Raw genomic sequence first — 21,205 nt, forward strand, 5'->3', positions numbered from 1 at the left:
CAGGGAATACCCAACCATCACTCAAACTCAGCTCGGTGCGGCCCTGCATTCAGGGGCCAGCACAGGGCACGAATACAGAGGACACGAAGCAGCCCTACTGGCACGGACTGACCGCCTCCGCGCACCAGGAAGGCCATGAACACCGCCAGCCATGCCACGGCCCAAGAGGCAATACCATCCACGCGCCCAGGCACCCGAAGAATCCGTCCAACGTCAGGGCACCGAATGGCATCGCAGGATCCACTGAGCCCCATCGGCGGAGACTGAGGCTAGGGGGCTCACCTTGCAGTTCCCACCCTTCCTCGACGACAGAACGTGGCGACCACAGGCACACGAACACGCACAGGCGTGTCAAAAAACCCGCCACAGCGGTTTGATTTATGTCAATTGTAGCCGTCGAAAAACACGGCTTGACGCCCACCGCCCGTGGAGCCTGCAGCGCAGGGAAATGGCCCCAGTCTCAGGAGCGACGGTCTCGCAGCATGGCGCGCATCTCATCCATCGACACCGACTGGCTGTCGCTACGCCGGGGACGGGGGGTTGCCTTGAAGGCATGGCCATAGATGACCTCGAACGTGAGCAGCAGGCGTCCGTCCTCTGACCTCGGCAGGCCCTGATCAATGGCCCGCTCCAGCGAACGCCGCCAGGCACGCCCGCGCAACGCCCCGAATCGCCCGGCATTGAGGTTGCGCCCCAGTGATCGAAGCTCGTCCAGCAAGGGACCAGCGCCACTAAAGGACAGCGAGATGCGCTCCATGTCCATGACGGGCTCCGCAAAACCGTTGTGCACCAGCATGTCGCCCCAGTCGTGCATGTCGGTGAACGGGTGCGCTGGATCGGGCCAACCTGCCCGGGCGTACACCGCACGCAGCTCTCGAAGGCTGTCAGGCCCCAGGCAAGAAAACATCAGAAAACCGTCTGTCTGTATCTGTCGATGCCACTGTCGAAGCAGCGGTTGCGGGCGTGCCACATGATGCAACACCATGTTGGCCCACAACATCGCGACTGGCGTGTCAACTCCGGCCGCGATCTGGCCCCGCCTCCACTGCAAGGGATTCCATGAACGCCGGGACGGGTCTCTGGTGGCCGCAAGGGCCAGCGGCATGTCGTGCGCTGCCACGTGACAGCGGGCTGCGGGCAAGTGCTCCACCAGGCTGCGATGGGCCTGGAGACCACCGAGCACCGGCTCCCAGTGCAGCCAGCTGGCCGGCGGATCTCGAAACCACTGCAGCCTCTCGCCCATGCGGCGGGCCACCTCTTCGTGCAACCAGGGACTCTGGTTGCGTGGGCGGGACAACCACCGCTGCGCGGCCACAGGGTCGAGGCCAGGCACAGGCATGTCTTCGGGTTCGGGGTTCAATGGGAATGCAAATTGGGGGGGAAGGCCCTCGCGGGGCTGGCGCCGCCAGTATATTGGCGCCACCATGACCCGTCTGCCCTCGCCACTCGAGCGCGCACCGCCTCTGCCCAGCACTTGCCAGGTGTGCGGGCGGTGGCCTGCACAGCCTGTGTGCTCTGCCTGCATGCGGCGCTTCGCGCCACCGACAGAGCGCTGCACGGTGTGTGCGTGCCCGGTGCCAGACGGCATAGGGGTGTGCGGGCGTTGTCTTGCCAGTGCGCAACCGCCGTTGATCCGTCGTTGCGCAGCGGCGGTGGAGTATGGATACCCCTGGGACAGGTTGATTGCGCGGTTCAAGTTCCGTGGCGAACCCGGGTGGGCCGCTGTCCTGGCCGAACCGATGCTGAAACAGGCCTTGGCCCACGATCTGCTGCCACCAGACGCGATCCTCGTGCCCATCCCCGTGTCGTCCCGCCGCTTGGCCGAGCGCGGTTACAACCAGGCGTGGGAACTCGCGAAGGCGGTGCAGCGCCGGACCGGTCGGGCCGCGCTGGCCGACGCCCTGGTGCGCGTGATCGAGGCCCCAGACCAGCATCAGTTGCCGCAGACCCAGCGGCTGAACAACCTGCACGGCGCTTTCGCGGTGCACCCCGATCACGTGCCGCGCCTGACTGGTGCCCGTGTGGTGCTGGTGGACGATGTGCGCACCACGGGCGCCACGCTGAACAGCGCTGCGCAGGCCCTGCAACAGGCGGGCGTGGCCGACATCGGCGCGCTCGTGCTGGCGCGCACGCCGTCGGATTGAACAGAATCCAACACCCCGTGCACGGTGTTTCTTTGCCCGCAAACAATGCGCTTATCATCGCGGCGTTGCAGGGGGAACCACACAAAAACAGACCACTGGTTGACACTGCCAAACCGCGTCCATTGAACCCATGTTCCGCATTGTTCTGGTAGCACCACAGATCCCTCCCAACACGGGGAACGTGATCCGCCTGTGCGCCAACACCGGCTGCGATCTGCACCTCATCGAGCCGCTGGGTTTTTCAATGGACGACAAACAGATGCGCCGTGCGGGTCTCGATTACCACGAATACGCTCGCGTGCGGCGCCACGCCGACTGGTCCACCTTCATCGCGACCGAACGACCCGATCTGCACCGGATGTACGCCTTGACCACCCGAGGTCAGGGCGAGGCCCATGGGCAACGCTACATGCCAGGAGACTGGCTGGTCTTCGGGTCGGAGACCGATGGCCTGCCCGGCGAGGTCCGTGAACACATTCCCACCACCCAGCAACTGCGCCTGCCCATGCTCGACGGCCAGCGCAGCCTGAACCTGTCCAACGCCGTGGCGGTTCTCGTCTACGAAGCCTGGCGGCAACAGGGATTTGGAGCCACACCACCGTGACGCAATTCACCCACGGGCTGAGGTGCGCACCTCACCCGGACCGCAAAACCGATCACACAATACAACCCCGCTGTCGAGCTCAGCGGTGCGCTGCCGTTCGGCCATGCCGACGGTTCAGCTTCCCCCCTCAGGCATCCCGGAGATCCGTTTGATTCCGACACTCACCAGGTTCTTCAAGGGCACGATGGCGTCGCGCAAACCCGTGAGCGCCAAGGCCAGCCTGAAAGACCTTCAGTGCATTCGCACCGCCTTGCTGCACTGCATGGACGACTGCGACAGCGTGCAGGCGCAACGCCTGCGGCACAAGATCGCCCAGGCGAAGACCGCCCAGGATCTCTGGATGCTGCGCAACGACGCGTACCAGCTGATCTCTCAACAGACCAGCCAGGCGGTCGCCGCCGAGCGCATCAACAACCTGATGTCTGCGTTCGAAGGCTGGCTCGAACCCCGTCAACTCGTGCGCATCAAGTAGCCGCGCCCCACCTGCCGCTCAGGGGTAGCGGCGCACCAGTGCTTCGGCCACGCACACCGGTTTGTCCACTCCTTCGCGTTCAACCGACACCCCCCAGGTCATCTGAACGCCATGGTGCTCGATCGGTAAGGCCGCCATCAGGGTCATGCGGGCGCGCAGGCGGCTGCCCACCGGAACCGGCGCGGTGAAACGCACCTTGTTCAATCCGTAGTTCACGCCCATGCCTGACTGGCGGATCTCAAATGCCGTGTCGAAGAACACGGGGAGCAGGGACAAGGTCAGGAAACCGTGCGCGATCGGTGCGCCAAAGGGTCCCGCCTTGGCGCGCTCCACATCCACATGGATCCACTGGTGATCGCCGGTCGCATCGGCAAAACGGTTGACCTGGTCCTGGGTCACGGTGACCCAGTCGCTCACGGCGACCTCTTCGCCCACGCAGGCCACCAGATCGTTCAGTGTGTCAAAGCTTCTCATGGTCACCGACTCTAGTCGGCCATCCCAGGCACCGCTGTCGGCACCGCGACAGGCCACACGACGGGCCTGCTCAGCGCTCCAGCCAGTCGCAGATGCCCTGCCATTGCTCAAGGTCTTTCTCCACCCGGCTGGGCGCCACGTCAAACAGCGTCAGGCCACGCGCCGCAAGGTGGATGTAGTTCTGCGTGTCGCGCAGGAAGCCCAGCACCGGCAGACCCAGGCCGTTCACGAACTCGTGCAGCTTATCGGCCGCGATGGTGCGCGCGTCCACGCGCATGCCGACGATGCCCACCTGCAGCTTGTCGGCACGCCGTGACTCGGCCAGCTCGTCCAGAAAAGCGCGCGTGGCGTAGATGTCAAAGATGCTGGGCTGCAGCGGCACGAGCACCTTGTCGGCCAGCTTGAGCGCCTCCTTGAAGAGTCCACCATGCAAGCCCGCCGGCGTGTCCAGCACCACATGGCTCGTGCCCTTGGGCGGCCGGGCGATCGGGTCGCCCGAGAGGTCCCAGGTCTGGATGGGTCGGGCAGCGGGAGGGCGCAGGCGCAGCCACAGCGCCGAAGACTGCTGGCGATCGGCATCGCCCAGCATCACAGAATGCCCCCGGCTCGCGAAGAAACCGGCCACGTTGGTCGACAGGGTGGACTTGCCCACACCCCCTTTGGGATTCGCGATCACCACCACCGGCATATCCAGCCTCCTTGGGCGCAAGACAAACGGCTGCTATGTTAACGGCCAGCTGTCCCACACCAGCTTGATCCCGGTGAGGAACATGCCGCTGTACACCAGCCGGTAGAACAACACCGGGTGAATGCGGTGCGCGATGCGCACCCCCACCCAGACACCGATGGGCGCGAACGGCAGCAACGCCAGCGAGGTCAGCATGTTGCGCATGTCCAGCAGGCCCAGCCAGGCGTAGGGAATCCACTTGGCAAGGTTGATGAAGAAAAAGAAGAACGCCATGGTGCCTGTGAACAGCACCGGCGTGAGCTTCAAGGGAATCACGTAGGCGTTGATCGGCGGCCCCCCCGCGTGGGCGATGAAGCTGGTGAATCCCGAGGTCGTGGTCAGCAGCGCCCCCAGCCACCGGGGTGGCGGCGGGCTGTCGGGCTTGGGCGGAAACAGCAGGCGCTGCGCGAGAAACAACAGCGTGAAGCCACCGACGATGCCCGCCACCACCTTCGCATCCAGCACCTTGAACAACAGCGTGCCGATCACGATGCCGAGCAGGCCGAAGGGCAACAGAAAGCGCAGGAGCTGGCGATCCACGTTGTTGCGGAATGCCGCCATGCCCAGCAGGTCCATCAACAGCAACACCGGCATCAGGATCGCCGCCGCCTGCGGCACCGTGACCGCCAGCGCCATCATCGGCACCGCCAGGGAACCGAAGCCGGCCCCAAAGCCGCTCTTGCTCACGCCCAGGAGCAGCACCGCGGGAATCGCGACCGCGTAGAAAAACGGATCGCTGATCAGCGGCACGTCACAACCCCCGCCGAACGAAGGCGGCAGCGTCGCGTTCGTCGCCCGTTCACACGCGCTCGATGATCAGCGCAATGCCCTGCCCCACGCCGATGCACATGGTGCACAGCGCGTAGCGACCGCCGGTGGCGTGCAGGCGGTTCACCGCCGTGGTGGCCAGCCTTGCACCGCTGGCACCCAGCGGGTGGCCCAGCGCGATGGCGCCGCCCCAGGCGTTGACGCGTTCATCGTCGTCCTTCAGCCCCAGCAAACGCAGCACCGCCAGCCCCTGTGCCGCAAAGGCCTCATTGAGTTCGATGACATCAAGCTGGTCCAGCGTCAATCCGGTAAGCGCCAGCACCTTCTGCGTTGCCGGTGCCGGGCCGATGCCCATGATGCGCGGCGCCACCCCGGCCGTGGCCATGCCGACGATGCGGGCCTTGGGGGTGAGTCCGTTCTTCGCAGCGGTGGCTTCGTCGGCCAGCAGCAGCGCGCAGGCGCCGTCGTTCACGCCGCTGGCGTTGCCGGCGGTCACCGTGCCGTCGGGCCGCACCACGCCTTTGAGTTTGACCAGCGTCTCCAGGCTGGTCTCGCGCGGGTGTTCGTCGGTGTCCACCACCAGCGCATCGCCCTTCTTTTGCGGAATCGTGACCGCGCAGATCTCGCGCGCCAGATGCCCAGCCTTGATGGCGGCCACGGCCTTCATCTGGCTGGCCAGGGCCATGCGGTCCTGTGCTTCGCGCTCGATCTTGAAATCGGTCGCGACGTTCTCGGCGGTTTCGGGCATGGAGTCCACGCCGTACTGGGCCTTCATCAGCTTGTTGACAAAGCGCCAGCCGATGGTGGTGTCGTAGACGGCGTTGTTGCGAGAAAAGGCACTTTCGGCCTTGGGCATGACGAAGGGCGCGCGGCTCATGCTCTCGACACCGCCGGCGATCATCAGACCCGCTTCGCCGGCCTTGATCGCGCGCGCGGCCGTGCCCACGGCGTCCAGACCAGAACCACACAGGCGGTTGATGGTGGCCCCCGGCACCTCCAGCGGCAGGCCGGCCAGCAGGCTGCTCATGTGCGCGACGTTGCGGTTGTCTTCGCCGGCCTGGTTGGCGCAGCCGAAGAGCACGTCGGTGATCGCGGCCCAGTCGACGTTCGGGTTGCGCGCCATCAATGCGCGCAGCGGAATGGCGCCGAGGTCGTCGGTGCGCACCGAACTGAGCGCGCCGCCGTAGCGACCGAACGGGGTGCGGATCGCGTCGCAGATGTAGGCATGGGTCATGTCGTGTCTCCTGAATGTTGGGCGCTACTGTACCCAAGCGCGGGGCGGGCCGTCGCAGCTTGAGGGACAATCCCAGGCATGTTCAGCCCTTCCCAAGCCGATGTGCGGCGCTTTTTCTGCTCTGTCCACGCCAAGCGCCTGGGTGGACAACCCATGGAGGCCATCGAGACGCTGGCCGGTCAGTGGATCGCCGAACATCCCGAGCATCATGCGGAGCTGGCGGATGTGGACGCCGCCCTCGCCCGCCTGGGCGCACCCGGTGACACCGCCGCCGACAACCCGTTCCTGCACCTGTCCATGCACCTGTCCATCAGCGAGCAGTGCAGCATCGACCAACCGCCCGGCATCCGCCAGGCGGTGGAACTGCTGGCAGCGCGCCGGGGCGATCTGCACGCCGCGCACCACGAGGTGATGGAATGCCTGGGCACCATGCTCTGGGAAAGCCAGCGTGCCGGCCGCCCGCCCGACGGCCAGGCCTACATCGACCAGGTGCGACGCCGTGCGACGCAGGATTGACCCCTTCTTCGAAGCTTCAAGATCGCAACAAAAAAGCCGCTCTGTGAGCGGCTTTTTCATGGGGCGTGGCGCCGATCAGCGGAAGCGCGATTGCGGCACGGTCTGCAGGTCGCCGTCCAGCGAACCCAGGTACTTGGCGATCTCGCGCATTTCGGCCGGTTTGAACTGCTTGGCGATGCCGGCCATGATGCCGTTGGAGCGGCCGACCACGTTGTTGCCTTCCACCGAATAGGCCTTGAGCGCCACGTACAGGTAGTCGGCGTGCTGGCCGGCGATCTTGGGGTAGGTCGGGTCGATGGGTTTGGCGAAATTGGCGCCGTGGCACGAAGCGCAGGCACCCTTTTCAATCAGTGCAGCAGCCGCGGCGCTGGCGGTCTTGGGCGCATCGGCCGGGGCCTTGCCCGCCTGAGCCGAGTAGAAGGCGGCCAGATCGGCCATGTCCTGCTCAGACAGCGAGGCGGCGATGCCGCGCATGGACGGGTGCTTGCGGTCGCCCTTCTTGTAGGCGGTCAGCGCCGACACGATGTACTTGTCGGACTGGCCCGAGATCTTCGGCACCTTGTGGATCTCGGGGAAGCTGTTCTGGTAACCCGCGATGCCGTGGCAGCCGATGCACATCTCGGCCTTCTTCTGGCCCGCGTCAGCGGAGCCGGTCACGCCCTGAGCCTGAGCGGTCGTGGCGACCACCAAAAGGGTCGCAGCGGCGACAACGGTACGGGTGATCAGGGGCAACAGTTGGTTCATTTTGCAAGCACAATGAGATGGACGATTGATAAAAATCAATGGACGATTATATAGACTCGATCATCGTCAACCGCTTATTGAATACCCTGATCCGCTGGCCCGCCGCAGCGTCAACCGCGTCACCTCCATGAAATTCCAAGGCTCTGAAAACTACGTCGCCACACAAGACCTGATGCTGGCCGTCAACGCCGCCATCACGCTCAAGCGACCGCTGCTCGTCAAGGGCGAGCCCGGCACCGGCAAGACCATGCTGGCCGAAGAAGTGGCGCAGGCGCTCAACGTGCCGCTGCTGCAATGGCACATCAAGAGCACCACCAAGGCGCAGCAGGGCCTGTACGAATACGACGCGGTGAGCCGCCTGCGCGACTCACAGCTCGGCGACGAGAAAGTCAAGGACATCCACAACTACGTCGTCAAGGGTGTGCTCTGGCAGGCTTTCACGGCCGACCAGCCGGTGGCGCTGCTGATCGATGAAATCGACAAGGCCGACATCGAGTTCCCCAACGACCTGCTGCGCGAACTCGACCGCATGGAGTTCTACTGCTACGAGACACGCGAACTGGTCAAGGCCAAACACCGCCCGCTGGTGTTCATCACCTCCAACAACGAAAAAGAACTGCCCGACGCCTTCCTGCGCCGCTGCTTCTTCCACTACATCAAGTTTCCCGAAGCGGAGACCATGCAAAAGATCGTGGATGTGCACTTCCCCGACCTCAAGCAAGACCTGCTGAAGGTGGCGATGAAGACCTTCTACGACGTTCGCAACCTGCCCGGTCTGAAGAAAAAGCCGAGCACCAGCGAGCTGATCGACTGGCTCAAGCTGCTGATGGCCGAAGACATTCCGCTCGAAGCACTGCAAAGCGCCGACAGCAAGGTCGCCGTGCCACCGCTGGTGGGCGCACTGCTGAAGAACGAGCAGGACACCACGCTGTTTGAAAAGCTGGTGTTCATGAACCAGCGGAACCGGTGAAGGAGGATCGACCCATGAACCACATGATGAAGAAACTGACCTTTGTGGCTGTACTCATTGGACTGCTTTCGGCCTGCTCAAGCCCTGCGAGTGGCGGGCGCTGCGACAAACCGAAGCGCGCGGACGGGGCACAACCCTATGACCCCTATTGCAGCGGCGAATACAACAAGTAAGAGGCCATCAACGTCGTGGGCCACTGGAACTTGCCATCCTGTGGTGACTTCCTGCGCGAGCACTCGCCCGACATCACCGCCCTCTCGCTGGCGGGCGACATGGCCGTCATCACCAACGACCTTCGCGAGTTTCTGCGAGTGCCAGGGTTGTGGGTTAAAGACAGGAGCTTAGGGCTACGCTGAACAAGTCCATGGGTGGCGCGAGGTTTGCATGTATCGAGGTCCCTGATACACGGAGGTGAAGATGAAGCAACAGACCCTGGCGATGGCAGCCGATCAAGGCGACGGATTCGAGCAGTACCGCAAGCCGACCAAGCGCGATGCGTTCCTGGCGACGATGGAACAGATCGTGCCCTGGCAGGCGCTGTGCTCGGTCATCGAACCTCACTACCCCAAAGCCGGCAACGGGCGCCCACCGATCGGGCTCGAACGCATGCTGCGGATGTACTTCGTGCAGCACTGGTTCAACCTGGCCGATGAGGCCTGCGAAGAGGCCCTGCTCGACAGCACGGCGCTGCGCCGCTTTGTGGGCATCGATCTTGGGCGGGAGCGTGTGCCTGACGGGACCACCCTGCTGAAGTTTCGCCGCCTGCTGGAGCAGCACAAACTGGGCGAGGCCCTGTTTGCCAAAGTGGGGGAGGTGCTGCAGGCGCGAGGCTTGAAGGTGGGCACCGGCACCATCGTGGACGCCACCATCATCGGCGCGCCCAGTTCGACCAAGAACGCCGACAAGCAGCGCGACCCCGAGATGCACCAAACCCGCAAAGGCCAGCAGTGGTATTTCGGGATGAAGATGCACATTGGCGTGGACAGCCGCAGCGGGCTGGCGCACAGCGCTGTGGTGACAGCAGCCAACGTGCACGACAAGCACCCGCTGCCCGATCTGCTGCACGGCAACGAGCAGCGTGTGTATGGCGACAGTGCCTACGCCAGCCAGAAAGCGTTGATCGGATCGAAGGCCCCCAAGGCCAAGGACTTCACCAACCAGCGCGTGCGCAGGGGTGGCGATATCGACGAGGCCGAGCGCTCCAGGAACCACAACAAGTCCAAGGTCCGCGCCCGGGTCGAACACGTCTTTGCTGTGGTCAAACGGCTCTGGGGCTTTGCCAAGGTGCGCTACCGAGGTCTCGCCAAGAACGCCACGCGCTCGTTCGTGGTGCTGGGTTTGGCCAACATCTACCTGGCGCGTCAGCGCCTCATGGCATGAGTGCGTCCGTTGCGCACGACGGGTGCGCGAGCACGGCTGGTATGTCCAGGGAACGCGGTCGAATCGCGCCGCTTGCCCGCGTCGGCAACCCTTTGCGTAGCGGGCCACTCAATTCGGCTACTTGTTCAGCGCTGCCTTAGGTGAGCCCTGCTGCTGGAATGACCAATGAACACTGACAACTCCGCCGAAAAAGAAAGCGCTATGGAGCGTCTTTTGAAACAGCTGATTCCAGGAATCGCCGGGCTTTTGGTGGTGGTTATGGGCGCGTACCTCGTGTGGTTTTCGTCTGCGAAGGTCAGTCATGACTCGGGAGATTGGGGCACCTTGGGGGACTACTTCGGCGGTCTGATGAACCCGGTCATCTCGTTCGCGACGTTGTTGGTTGCCTACGAGGTTTGGAAACAGCAGCGAAAGGAACTGCGTCAGACAAAGGAAGCCTTGGAAGACCAGGCGCAGACGGCAGAGTGGCAACGAAAAGAACAACGTTTTTTCGATTGCCTGACCGTATATCAACGCTTAGTAGATGCGCAGATTTCTAATGGGACGGTCGGCTCCCGATCCACAGCAGAGCAAGGACGAGAAGCACTTTTCGTGCGAGCGAAGATTGCGATCAACACTGGCGAAGTTCATCAACTAACCAGTCCAGCCATCTCACGCTCAATCGGCCACACTCCGGAACCACCAATTCCAACTCTTGTCGAACTACGGTACACCCTACCTCATGAGTTGCGAAAACGCATTGGCCTTACAAAGTCTGATGCTTACTGCAGAGGAGTGCTCGCGACTCTGCTGACCTGTGAAAACGTTCTGGGGGACGCGAAAGATCGCTTCCTGCCCCTGTTGCTAGAGCAACTCACACAAGAAGAACTCAGTCTGCTTGCGCTTTTTCTACTCTTCGCACCAGATAGCGATCGCTATTGGGGAGTTGCGGAACGCACACACCTTTTCGCCAACCTTGACACCGAGGGTGTGCTTCAACTGAGCAAAGAGCATCTGCCAGTTTCTTGCTTCGAAAGAAGCTAGAAGGACCAAACCATGCTGATCGACTTCTTCTACACCCTGCGCGCGGCCAAGTTGCCAGTTTCGGTCAAGGAATACCTCACGCTGCTTGAAGCCTTGAAGCAGGATGTGGTGGGGCCGACCAACCCGGACGCCTGCACCATGGACGACTTCTACTTCCTCAGCCGCACGGCGCTGGTGAAGGACGAGAAGCACTACGACAAGTTCGACCGCGCCTTCGCCGCCTACTTCAAGGGCGTGGAGATGATCGCGGACTTCACCAAACCCATTCCAGCCGACTGGCTGCGCCAGGAGATGGAGCGCATCCTCTCCGACGAGCAGAAGGCCAACGCGCCCAAGATGGACTGGGACGAGCTGATGGAGACACTCAAGAAGCGGCTCGAAGAACAGAAAGAGCGCCACGAAGGCGGCAGCAAGTGGATCGGCACCGGCGGCACCTCGCCGTTCGGTCACAGCGGCGCCAACCCGCAGGGCATCCGCATCGGCGGCAAGGGTGGCAACAAGTCGGCGGTGAAGGTGTGGGAGCAGCGCGCGTACCGCGACTACGACGACACACAGGAGCTGGGCACGCGCAACATCAAGGTGGCGCTGCGCCGCCTGCGCAAGTTCGCGCGCGAGGGCAACGACCTGGAGCTGGACCTGCCCGACACCATCCGCTCCACCGCGGCCAACGCGGGCTGGCTGGACATCAAGATGATCCCGGAGCGGCACAACAACGTGAAGGTGCTGCTGCTGATGGACGTGGGCGGCACGATGGACGAACACATCCAGCGCGTCGAAGAGCTGTTCAGCGCTGTCAAGAGCGAGTTCAAGCACCTGGAGTTCTATTACTTCCACAACTGCGTCTACGACTTCATGTGGAAGAACAACAAGCGCCGCTACGCCGAGAAGTTCCCGACGCTGGACATCATCCGCAAGTACAACAAGGACTACAAGCTGATCTTCGTGGGCGATGCGACCATGAGCCCCTACGAAATCCTGCAGCCGGGCGGCAGCGTGGAATACAACAACGAAGAGGCGGGCGCCGAGTGGTTACAACGACTCACACACGCGTTTCCCAAATTTGCCTGGATCAACCCGGAACCTCAGGGCGTGTGGCAGTATCGACAGAGCATCAGCATCATTCAGCAACTCATGAGCCAGCGCATGCACCCGCTGACCCTGCGTGGGCTGGAAGAGACGATGAGAATGCTCTCGAAATAGACCTGAATGAACCTTCGCTTCCGGGGCCGTGTGGTGAGCACACGGCTCTTTTGCTTTCTGGCGCTCTGGCCGGTGGTGGCGGTGGCGCAAAGCCCCGAACCTGCGGCCGTCAGCGCACCAGCGCCCTCGCCGATCGTCTCGCCTGAGGCCGAGGGCGACGCACCCGCGAGCGAGCGCTTCGGCATCCGTGTCGACGCCCCATCGCCGGCGCTGCAGGCCTTCTTGCTGCGCCACATGGAGCTGCAGCGGTTTCGCACGCTCTCCGATCTCGACGCGGGCGAACTCGACCGCCTGCTGGTCGCGGCGCCCGAGAACCTGCGCGACCTGCTGGGCACCCAAGGCTATTTTTCCCCCGAGATCTCGGTGATCCGCGAGCCGGCGGCGCCGGCGGGCGGCGCTTCCCCCAGCCTGGGAGAGGTGCTCGTGCGCGTGACGCCGGGCCCGACCACCCAGGTGGCCGCCGCGACCGCCTACCTCAGCGGCGACATCGCCAGCGCCGACGCGGCCGCCGGACAGCGGGAGGCCCTGCGCCAACGCAGCCAGCAGGCCGTGGGCCAGGGCTTCACGCAGGCCGGATGGAGCCGTCTGAAGTCGGACCTGCTGCGCGAACTCACCGCCGAACGCTACCCGCGAGGGCGCATCGTCAACAGCCTGAGCGACATCGACAACCGCGCGAACCAGGCGTTCTGGCACATCGAGCTCGACTCAGGCGCGCCGGTGACGGTGGGCGAGGTGCGGCTGAACGGCGCCGAGCGCTACGACCCGGTCACCGTGCAGCGGCTGGTGCGGCTCGCGGGCCTGGGGCCGGGCACCGACTACAGCCTCACGCGGCTGCAGGACGCGCAACAGCGCATCGTCGACACCGGCTACTACAGCTCGGTGTTCGCCTACGTGGACCTGGACGCGACCGACAACGACCAAGCCGCACCCGCGCCCGTGGTGGTGCAGGTGAAGGAAGCGCCGTTGCAGAGCATCGTGCTCGGCGTGGGCGGCAGCACCAACAACGGCCCGCGCCTGTCCGCCGAACACAAGCACCTGCGCCTGACCGGCCTGGGCTGGCAGGCCCTGAGCAAGCTGCAGCTCGAACGCAACGACCAGTTGCTGTCCTCGGACTGGACCGCACCGATCGAAGACAAGGGATGGCAGTGGCTCGCAGGCGGCCGGCTGGCGCGCCAGATCAACGACGAAACCACCGTCTCCAGCCTGCGGCTCAGTCTGGGCAAATCGCAGCCCACGGCGCGGCTGGACCGGCGCTATTTCGTGCAGTACGACCGCGCGCGCACCGTCAACACCGTCTCGGCGCTGGCCTCGTCCGACGGCAACGAGGCCGCGGTATCGGCCAACTACGGCTGGACCTGGCGCCGCTTCGACACCCTGCCCTACCCCAACGAGGGCTACGGTCTCGGGCTCACGCTCGGCGTGGGCACCACGCTGGACGGCGCGCGCAAGCCCTTCTTCACCAGCCAGGCCCGCTGGCTGGCCTACTGGCCGCTGGGCAGCGCGCCCACCGTCGCAGCGGACAACCGCCCCTCCGACATCACGGCCGCGCGCAGCCGGCTCGGGCGCCTGGCGCTGCGGTTGCAGGGAGGCGCGGTGCTGGCCCAGCAGAGCGCGCCGATTCCCGACACGCAGCTGTTCCTCACCGGCGGCGACAACACGGTGCGCGGCTACGGCCTGCGCGACATCGGCGTGGAGCAGCCCGACGGCAGCGTGACCGCCGGCCGTTACCTCGCAGTGGCAAGTTTCGAATGGCAGCGCCCGATCTGGCGCGAAGGCGTGCGCACCGACTGGGAAAGCGTGCTGTTTGTGGACGCCGGCACCGTGACCAACCGCACCACGCCCTCCACGGCGCGGGTCGGCGTGGGCGCGGGCGTGCGCTACAACAGCCCGGTGGGGCCGCTGCAACTCGACCTGGCCTATGGCGTCACGCCGAAGCGGCTGCGCCTGCACCTGAACGTGGGCTTCAGTTTCTGACACCGATGAGCGCCACCGACGAGACGCCCCCCACGCAGCCAGAACCGGCACCCTCGCCGCGCCCGAAAAGGCGCGTGGTCCGGTTCGTGGTCCGTTCGCTGACCGTTCTGCTGGCGGTGGTGATCACCACATTGGCCACCACCTGGTGGTGGGCCGGCACGCCGGGCTCGGCGGCGCAGGCGGTGGACTGGGCCGTGCGCTGGATGGAGCGGCGCGCCGACACGGTGGGCACGCTGCGCACCCAGGGCGTCGAGGGCAGCGTGCGCGGCGGCGTGAAGGTGGCGGCGATGGACTGGCACCGGGGCGCGCTGGCCGTGCACGCGGAAGGCGTGGTGCTGCAGTGGGACGACGCGCTGTGGCTCGGTCTCCTGCGCGGGCGGGGCGTGCACCCCAGCGCGGCACACCTGCGGCTGCTGCGCATCACCGACACCCGCGAACCCACGCCCACCGAGCCGCTGGAGCGGCTCGTGCTGCCGCTGCCGGTGAGCCTGGCCTTCTCGGTGGATCGCTTCGAGCGCATCGGCACCGACGCCTCGCCGTTCACGCTCAGCGACATCCGGGGTCACTACAACTATGGCCTGCTGGCGCCCTCCAGCGACACGCCCGCGCTGCCCGAAACCACCGGCATCGCCTTCGCCCACCGGTTGCGGCTGGACACCCTGCAACTCGCCGACGGCCGCTACCAGGGCGCACTGACCCTGGGCGCCGAGGCGCCCATGCCGCTGGCGCTGGACCTGCAAGGCACCTTGCCCACCCGGGTGCCCGACGGCGAGGCCATGAACCTAGCGGCCCAGGCGCAGGTGCGCGGCAACCTGGGCGGAGCTGCAGCGGCACTGGACATCACGGCCCAGGTGCAAGGCAGCGCCGCACCCGCAAGACCAACCGACCCCATGCCCTCGCTCGCGCTCACCGCGCGCGTGATGCCCTGGGCGAGCCAGCCACTGGTCAGCGCCGATGCCAACGCCCAGGCGCTGAACCTGGCCGCGCTGTGGCCCGCCGCGCCGGTGACCGCGCTCAGCGGCCGCCTGCAGGCGCAGCCCGACGGCGCCGCCTGGCGCGCGAGCGTGACGCTGGCCAACGCCCTGCCCGGCCCGGCCGACCAGGCGCGGCTCCCGCTGCAGAGCCTGAGCGCCGAGGTTCATCAGCGCGGCGTGCGCTGGACCGTGTCGGACCTGCGGGCCGAGCTGGGCGGCGGAACCTTGAAGGCCCAAGGCGCGTTCGACCTCGACACCGCTGGCGGCGCCAGCCTGCCCACCGCCTGGCAAGGCGAAGCCACGGCCAGCGGCGTTCGCCCGGCCCTGCTCTGGAGCACCCTGCCACCGGCGGCCCTGGACGCCCAGGCCAGCGCGCGCGCCGCGCCCACCGCCAGCGCGCCGCAGGCTGTGGAGCTGAGCGCCCGGGTCACGCCCTCGGTGCGCCAGCCGGCCGGCGTGTCGCTCGCCTCGCTGCGGCAAAGCGAGGTGCGGGTCAAAGGGCAGTGGCAACCGGCTCCGACCGTGGCGGGCACACCTGCGCCACCGGCCTGGCACGGCCTGCTGCAACTGGCGGAGGCCCACATCGCCCTCGCGGGCGCGCAGCTCGACGCCCAAGGACAACTGGACACGGCGCGGCTGCGCCACGACGGCCAGGGCAGCCTGGCGCTGCCCGGCCTGAACCTGGCGTGGAAAGGCCTCACTTCGCACGCGCAGGGCCAGGGCGAAACCACGCTGCAACTCGCGAGCGCAGCGCGCGCACTGGCCTGGGTGCGCAGCCTGCAGGCCCTGCCCTGGGTGGGCGAGCCCGTGCGCCAGGCGCTTGCGGCGCTGGGCATGCAGAGCGCCGAGGGTGAAGCGAAGGCCTCTTTGAAATGGACCGGTGGGCTGGGCGCGCTCGGCTGGCCGGCCGCGCCGGGCACCACCCCCGATGCCGTGGCGCCGCTGCGCCTGGAGGCGGCGTTGAACGTGCCAAGGCTGGCGCTGGAGAGCGACGCCACCGGCCCGCTCGCGTTCGCGGGCATCGCGCTGCAGGCACAGGGGCCTTTGCAGGCGTTGCAGGTCAACGCACAGGGCAGCGCCACCGCAGCGCCCTGGCGTGCGTCGCTCGACGCGGCCGGGCAGTTGCGCGCCAACGCGGTGTTGCGTGAAGGGGGTCAACTCGATTTGAGCCGCCTTGCCCTGCGACTGAACCCGGTGCCCAACCCCGCCGACCCGAAAGCGACCGCCACAGGCTGGGCGCTGGAGAGCCCGCAGCCGCTGCGCATCGGCTGGACGGGAGCGCCGGGTCAACCCCTGTCGCTCGACGCCGGCACCGGCACCTTGCTCCTGCGCCCGATGAACGCGGGCGCCACCGCCCCCGACACCCCGCTGTCCCTGGCCTGGCAGCGATTGCGCTGGCAAGGCGCATCGCTGGAGACGCAGGGCCGGCTGCAAGGCCTGTCGCTGCCCTGGGTCGACATGCTCGCCGCCCTCGCGCAACCGGATGCGCGCGGCCCGCTGCAGGCGGCGGGGCTGAGCGGCGACCTGCTGTTCGACGCTGAGTGGGACGTGCGCCTGCCCGCCGACGCGAGCACCCCGCCCGCGCTCACCGCCAACCTGCAACGGCGCAGCGGCAGCCTGCGCTGGCGCCAGGGGGGAGGGTCCCCCAGTCCAGCCGACGCCACATCCGCCAACGGCAACGGTTCGCTGGACGCTGGCGTGCGCGACGCGCGCGTGAGCCTGGCCTTGCAAGACCGCCGCTGGCGCGCGCAGCTGCGCTGGGACACCGAGCGCCTGGGCCAGGCCAGCGCCGAGTTGAACGCCACCGTCGCCGCGGGCGGCGCACCGTCCGAGGCCAGTCTGCTGGAGCGCTGGTGGCCCGCCAACACCCCGATCCAGGGCAGCGCGCAGGTGCGGCTGCCGCAGGTGGGCGTGTGGTCGGTGCTGGCGCCGCCCGGCTGGCGCATGCAGGGCACGCTCAACGCCGATGCCACCGTCGCGGGCACCCGGGGTGCGCCCACCTGGAGCGGCACGCTGCAGGCCGACGAGCTGGCCCTGCGCTCGGTGGCCGACGGCATCGCGCTCACCAACGGCCAGTTGCGCGCCACGCTCGCGGGCGACCGCATCCGCGTCGACCGCTTCAGTCTGCAAGGCCCGGGCGGCGCCGAAGCCGGCGGCACGCTCGACGCCAGCGGCGAGGCCACCTGGCGGCCGACGGCCAACGGCCTGTCGCGCGAACCGCTCATCAACCTGCAGGCCAGGGCGCAACGCCTGCGCGTCTCCAACCGGCCCGACCGCCGCCTCACGCTCTCGGGCGAGATCAACGCCCAGCTTGAAGGCGCGCTGTTGCGGCTGCGCGGGCAGCTCAAGGCCGACAGCGCCATGTTCATCCTGCCCGACGAACTCGCGCCCACCCTGGGGAACGATGTGGTCGTGCGCAGCACCCGGACCCTGCCCACCGAGGCAGGGTCGGCGCAGCGCGTGCAGGCCGACGTCTCGATCCAGCTCGACCTGGGCCCGCGTTTCGAGGTGCGCGGCCAGGGCCTGCAGACACGGCTCGAAGGCCAGCTCACGGTGCAGGCCACGCCGGCGCTGCCCACGCCGCGCGTGCTGGGCGAGGTGCGCACCGCCAGCGGCACCTACCGCGCCTACGACCAGCAACTCAACATCGAATCGGGCGCGCTGCGTTTCACCGGCCCCTACGACGACCCGGCGCTCGACATCCGCGCGGTGCGCAAGCTGCCCGCCAACGTCGAGCAGCGCGTGGGCGTGCAGATCAGCGGCAACGCGCAGGCGCCCCGCGTGAGCCTGTTTGCCGACCCCGACATGCCCGAGGCCGACAAGCTCGCTTGGCTGGTGCTGGGGCGCCCGGCCTCGACCGCCGGGGCGCAGGCGTTCGTGTTGCAGCAGGCCGCGCGGCGCCTGCTGTCGCAAGGCGGTGAACCGCTGGACGGCGCGCTGGCGCGCACCCTGGGCCTGGACGAAATCGGCTTCGCGGCCCCCAGCACCGGCAGCGACGGCACCACCACCCAGGCCGCAGTCACCGTCGGCAAACGCCTCTCCAGCGACCTCTACCTGAGCTACGAACAGAGCCTGGCCGGCGCCATGAGCACCGTCTCCATCCTGTACGACCTCTCGCGCCGCCTGACCCTGCGAGCCCGGGCCGGCACCGAAAACGCGATCGACCTGATCTTCACCCACCGCTTCGACTGAACCAGCGCGTGGAGCCCACTTACAATCCAGCCTCGCCTTCGCCGCCATAGTTCAATGGATAGAACGAGCGCCTCCTAAGCGCTAGATACAGGTTCGATTCCTGTTGGTGGTACCACCTTGAAAGCCGGAATGGTCCAAAGCCTTCCGGCTTTTTGCTTTCTGCCTATGAAAGGCATCAGCCTGTTGCCGAGATGGTTCTGAATGGTGCAGGGACATACCGAGGCACATGGGGGCACATTTGGGGGTACAGAAATGCTCATGCCGCCGCCATCCAGCGGTTCAGTCGCGGTTTGATCAGAAAGGCCATCACCAGGCCGATCACCACACCGACCGGCAGGGAACGCAAATAGGCCGTCACCCATTGCGCAGGGAACGCCGCGCTCAGCCCCTGGTTGCTCAGCGTCACGGCGGTGGCCATCAGCAGCTCCATCACCAACGCCGTGCACAGCGCCAGCACCAGCGTCGCCAATCCGTGGGGCCAGGCCGACAGTCGCGGCCCGAGCACGCGGTCCAGCGCCACCAGGATCAACATGCCCAGAGGCATCACGGGCAGGGCGGTGGCAAAAGCCAGCATCCAGCGCGAGAAAAAGTCATCGACCCAGCCCAGATTGACCCAGGTGATCACGCCACTGAGGATCAGGGAGATGGCCGGTATGACAGTGACCAGCGGCACCAGGCGGCGCCAGCGAAAGCCCGGGGCGGGCGAAGGAGCCGGGGTCGCCGGCATGGTGGAGGTCACATCAGAGGTTTTCATGCGGATCAATTTGGTTGACAATGTCAACACAATAACGCATTTGGTTGACCTTATCAACCACTCAAGTATGAGACAACCCTCCACGATCCCCCAAATCGCTGCCCTAGAGTCTCTGATGTCGCTGTTTGGCAGCGTCAAGCAGGCCATGCGCCACGAACTGCAGGACGGCGCCGAACCGGCTGTGGCGCCCATGCTCCTGCGTATGCTGCAGCTTTGCCAGCGCACCCCGGGCATCACCCAGCAGGGCCTGGCCCAGCGGACCGGCCGCGACAAGGGCCAGGTCGCGCGGCTGGTCAGGGAGCTGCTGGACCTAGGCCTTCTGGTCAAAGAAGAACACCCGGAAGACCGACGCAGCCACCGGCTGTTACCTACTCCGGCCGGTGTGGCGAAGGTGCAGCGCTTCGAGCAGGCCGAAGCGGGTGTGGCCGAGCTGCTTTTTGGTGGGCTGCGGGCAGCCGATCTGCGCTCGCTGACCGAGCAGCTTGTGGCACTGAAGCAGCGCGTCGAAACACGACTGCCCTCGGACGAGACGGATTGACACCAGCGTTGAGCTGACTGCGCCTTGAAACCTTCTATTGGGTCGAGGCATTCTGCATGGTGATCGACCGCTTTCGCACGCACCGAGGCATCAACAACGGATCAAGGCAAGTGGGCCAACGTGACCAAACAAGCCACATGCCAGCACCTTGCGGCAGAGAGTGAGAATCACCCCAGAGCGCGCCGTCAAGCGCAGGCGTCACAACTCTTTTACGGCACGAACCACCTGTGCGCCCAACTGGCGAGTATTGAGATCATTGCCACGTCCGTTTTGCGGCAACAGTTGCAACTTCATCGCCAACTCTCTGAGCACTGGCTTGACCGGCTGCATCGGAACACCGTTTCGCTCAACCTCAATGCTTCCGTTCTCCCGTTGCCGAATCACGTGCTCGCCATAGGTCACCTCGTCAACGACCTTTGTAGTAGGCGCGTATGTGACCGGTGCTCCTTCGGGCATGAGCTTGTTGATGTTGTCAATGGCCTCGCGCGTTCGTGATCCCCATTGCGTGGAAAACGCATAGGTCTTTCCGCCGATATGAAAGATGTCCTCGTCGGCGCTGTAGTAGCGAGCCAGTGACTTTTCGCCGCCCACAGATTGAAAGGTCAAGGAGTCAAGTTGCCCATCTGCCGAAAGAAATATCGTGCTTTCTCTCCAAGGCACAGCTGCACCGATCTGACTGGGTGTCAAGCCACGACGCAGAGCCTCCTTCACAACCTCATAAATCAGACGACGCTTGGGAAGATTCGTGAAGATCTGATCGCCGATTACAAGGTCAAAGCGAGTCCAATCTCGTGAGGATGGACGTGCAGCAGCCTGTTCCATAGACTTCTCGCGAACCGCTACCTGATATTGCTCAGCTTCGGGGAGCGGGATCACTTGTTGTATGTCGATCAATACCCGCTGATCTACCAAGTGTGGTCGCATTTGGACGCAACGGATATCCAAGCCTTGTTTGTTGAGCCAGAGAACAGTCGTGGTCAGCTCTTGTGGAAAGTCTGACGCCGCCAACACGATTCTGACCTCCTCTGACAACGCAACCTGGCCATCCTCAATCTCCAAAAAGTCTCGTATCGCCTGCTCGGGATCTTCAGATGAACCCATTGACTTTAGGTACTTGCGATGTGCTTCCACAGCTTGATCGAATCGCATCGTCGAGACCATGGCCGCATATCGCAAAGCCTGAAGCTCCATATGGGCTCCGTCCTCCCGCTTCAGTTCGACGACCACCAGCCGAGCTTCTTCGTCCAAGCAGAGCAAGTCAATTCTCCGATTGGCCCCTACCCAATCACCAAACTCTTCAGCCAAAACCATGGTCCTCACACCTGGCGTGATGGCCGCGATGTGCGCTCGCACGGCTCGCTGAATATTGGCCCGTTCTTGAAACCCCAACTCAGTAAATGTCTTTTGGGCAATCGGTGTGAGGCTGTCCCTCGTGATCTCATAAAGCGGCATGTGGTTCCTCTGAATGGGGCTATATACAAGACAAGGTGCGCAAGTGAGCTGTTCGCATGCGAGGC

20 protein-coding genes and 1 tRNA gene are annotated in these 21,205 nt (G+C 65.5%); 13 read left to right on the forward strand and 8 right to left on the reverse strand.

The window, feature by feature from the left end:
* Nucleotides 1-460 precede the first annotated feature (460 nt).
* A complete protein-coding gene (locus IM738_RS17230; RefSeq protein ID WP_236962279.1) occupies nucleotides 461-1,339 on the reverse strand; it encodes a class I SAM-dependent methyltransferase in 879 nt (292 codons plus the stop codon).
* 415 nt (nucleotides 1,340-1,754) lie between these two features.
* Between IM738_RS17230 and IM738_RS17235 the strand changes: the two genes are divergently transcribed.
* From IM738_RS17235 to IM738_RS17245, 3 genes are all read left to right on the forward strand, one after another.
* Nucleotides 1,755-2,144, forward strand: a complete 390-nt coding sequence (locus IM738_RS17235; protein ID WP_236962280.1) for a ComF family protein — start codon at nucleotides 1,755-1,757, stop codon at nucleotides 2,142-2,144.
* Nucleotides 2,145-2,274: 130 nt separating this feature from the next.
* Nucleotides 2,275-2,748 (forward strand): tRNA (uridine(34)/cytosine(34)/5-carboxymethylaminomethyluridine(34)-2'-O)-methyltransferase TrmL, encoded by a 474-nt coding sequence (trmL, locus tag IM738_RS17240; RefSeq protein WP_236962281.1) that lies wholly within the window; start codon nucleotides 2,275-2,277, stop codon nucleotides 2,746-2,748.
* Between the two features lie 148 nt (nucleotides 2,749-2,896).
* Entirely contained in the window at nucleotides 2,897-3,220 is a 324-nt protein-coding gene (locus IM738_RS17245; protein WP_236962282.1) for a hypothetical protein, read from the forward strand.
* Nucleotides 3,221-3,238: 18 nt separating this feature from the next.
* On the opposite strand, the gene IM738_RS17250 is transcribed toward IM738_RS17245, so the two are convergent.
* The 4 genes from IM738_RS17250 to pcaF all read right to left on the reverse strand — a co-directional run bounded on the left by IM738_RS17250 (nucleotide 3,239) and on the right by pcaF (nucleotide 6,423).
* Nucleotides 3,239-3,694, reverse strand: coding sequence for a MaoC family dehydratase (locus IM738_RS17250; protein ID WP_236962283.1), 456 nt, complete (start codon nucleotides 3,692-3,694; stop codon nucleotides 3,239-3,241).
* A gap of 70 nt (nucleotides 3,695-3,764) precedes the next feature.
* Nucleotides 3,765-4,382 carry a ParA family protein gene (locus IM738_RS17255; protein ID WP_236962284.1) on the reverse strand — a complete coding sequence of 206 codons (618 nt, stop codon included), beginning with the start codon at nucleotides 4,380-4,382 and terminating at the stop codon, nucleotides 3,765-3,767.
* 33 nt (nucleotides 4,383-4,415) lie between these two features.
* Nucleotides 4,416-5,171 (reverse strand): sulfite exporter TauE/SafE family protein, encoded by a 756-nt coding sequence (locus IM738_RS17260; RefSeq protein WP_236962285.1) that lies wholly within the window; start codon nucleotides 5,169-5,171, stop codon nucleotides 4,416-4,418.
* Between the two features lie 49 nt (nucleotides 5,172-5,220).
* Entirely contained in the window at nucleotides 5,221-6,423 is a 1,203-nt protein-coding gene (pcaF, locus tag IM738_RS17265) for a 3-oxoadipyl-CoA thiolase (RefSeq protein WP_236962286.1), read from the reverse strand.
* A 78-nt stretch (nucleotides 6,424-6,501) separates the two neighbouring features.
* Between pcaF and IM738_RS17270 the strand changes: the two genes are divergently transcribed.
* Nucleotides 6,502-6,939 carry a DUF1841 family protein gene (locus IM738_RS17270; RefSeq protein WP_236962287.1) on the forward strand — a complete coding sequence of 146 codons (438 nt, stop codon included), beginning with the start codon at nucleotides 6,502-6,504 and terminating at the stop codon, nucleotides 6,937-6,939.
* A gap of 75 nt (nucleotides 6,940-7,014) precedes the next feature.
* Here IM738_RS17270 and IM738_RS17275 read toward each other — a convergent pair whose 3' ends face one another.
* Nucleotides 7,015-7,683, reverse strand: coding sequence for a c-type cytochrome (locus IM738_RS17275; RefSeq protein WP_236962288.1), 669 nt, complete (start codon nucleotides 7,681-7,683; stop codon nucleotides 7,015-7,017).
* Nucleotides 7,684-7,810: 127 nt separating this feature from the next.
* Here IM738_RS17275 and IM738_RS17280 point away from each other — a divergent pair, with 127 nt between their 5' ends.
* The 8 genes from IM738_RS17280 to IM738_RS17315 all read left to right on the forward strand — a co-directional run bounded on the left by IM738_RS17280 (nucleotide 7,811) and on the right by IM738_RS17315 (nucleotide 18,511).
* Nucleotides 7,811-8,653: an AAA family ATPase gene (locus IM738_RS17280; RefSeq protein ID WP_236962289.1), complete on the forward strand. Its 843-nt coding sequence runs from the start codon at nucleotides 7,811-7,813 to the stop codon at nucleotides 8,651-8,653.
* 14 nt (nucleotides 8,654-8,667) lie between these two features.
* Nucleotides 8,668-8,826, forward strand: a complete 159-nt coding sequence (locus IM738_RS17285; RefSeq protein ID WP_236962290.1) for a hypothetical protein — start codon at nucleotides 8,668-8,670, stop codon at nucleotides 8,824-8,826.
* A 244-nt stretch (nucleotides 8,827-9,070) separates the two neighbouring features.
* Nucleotides 9,071-10,033 carry an IS5 family transposase gene (locus IM738_RS17290; RefSeq protein ID WP_236962291.1) on the forward strand — a complete coding sequence of 321 codons (963 nt, stop codon included), beginning with the start codon at nucleotides 9,071-9,073 and terminating at the stop codon, nucleotides 10,031-10,033.
* 165 nt (nucleotides 10,034-10,198) lie between these two features.
* Nucleotides 10,199-11,056 (forward strand): hypothetical protein, encoded by an 858-nt coding sequence (locus IM738_RS17295; RefSeq protein WP_236962292.1) that lies wholly within the window; start codon nucleotides 10,199-10,201, stop codon nucleotides 11,054-11,056.
* Nucleotides 11,057-11,068: 12 nt separating this feature from the next.
* Nucleotides 11,069-12,256, forward strand: a complete 1,188-nt coding sequence (locus IM738_RS17300) for a vWA domain-containing protein (protein WP_236962293.1) — start codon at nucleotides 11,069-11,071, stop codon at nucleotides 12,254-12,256.
* A 6-nt stretch (nucleotides 12,257-12,262) separates the two neighbouring features.
* On the forward strand, nucleotides 12,263-14,230 hold the full coding sequence (locus tag IM738_RS17305; protein WP_236962294.1) for an autotransporter assembly complex protein TamA: 1,968 nt from the start codon (nucleotides 12,263-12,265) through the stop codon (nucleotides 14,228-14,230).
* A 5-nt stretch (nucleotides 14,231-14,235) separates the two neighbouring features.
* Entirely contained in the window at nucleotides 14,236-18,396 is a 4,161-nt protein-coding gene (locus IM738_RS17310; protein WP_236962295.1) for a translocation/assembly module TamB domain-containing protein, read from the forward strand.
* A gap of 40 nt (nucleotides 18,397-18,436) precedes the next feature.
* Nucleotides 18,437-18,511 (forward strand) — tRNA-Arg (locus tag IM738_RS17315).
* Nucleotides 18,512-18,652: 141 nt separating this feature from the next.
* Here the strand turns inward: IM738_RS17315 and IM738_RS17320 are convergent.
* On the reverse strand, nucleotides 18,653-19,150 hold the full coding sequence (locus tag IM738_RS17320; RefSeq protein WP_236962296.1) for a DUF2798 domain-containing protein: 498 nt from the start codon (nucleotides 19,148-19,150) through the stop codon (nucleotides 18,653-18,655).
* 115 nt (nucleotides 19,151-19,265) lie between these two features.
* Between IM738_RS17320 and IM738_RS17325 the strand changes: the two genes are divergently transcribed.
* Nucleotides 19,266-19,688: a MarR family winged helix-turn-helix transcriptional regulator gene (locus IM738_RS17325; protein WP_236962297.1), complete on the forward strand. Its 423-nt coding sequence runs from the start codon at nucleotides 19,266-19,268 to the stop codon at nucleotides 19,686-19,688.
* Between the two features lie 198 nt (nucleotides 19,689-19,886).
* Here the strand turns inward: IM738_RS17325 and IM738_RS17330 are convergent, their stop codons facing one another.
* A complete protein-coding gene (locus tag IM738_RS17330) occupies nucleotides 19,887-21,140 on the reverse strand; it encodes a hypothetical protein (RefSeq protein ID WP_236962298.1) in 1,254 nt (417 codons plus the stop codon).
* Nucleotides 21,141-21,205: the final 65 nt, after the last annotated feature.

The sequence above is a fragment of the Hydrogenophaga sp. SL48 genome, assembly GCF_021729865.1.
Taxonomy (GTDB): Bacteria; Pseudomonadota; Gammaproteobacteria; order Burkholderiales; family Burkholderiaceae_C; genus Hydrogenophaga.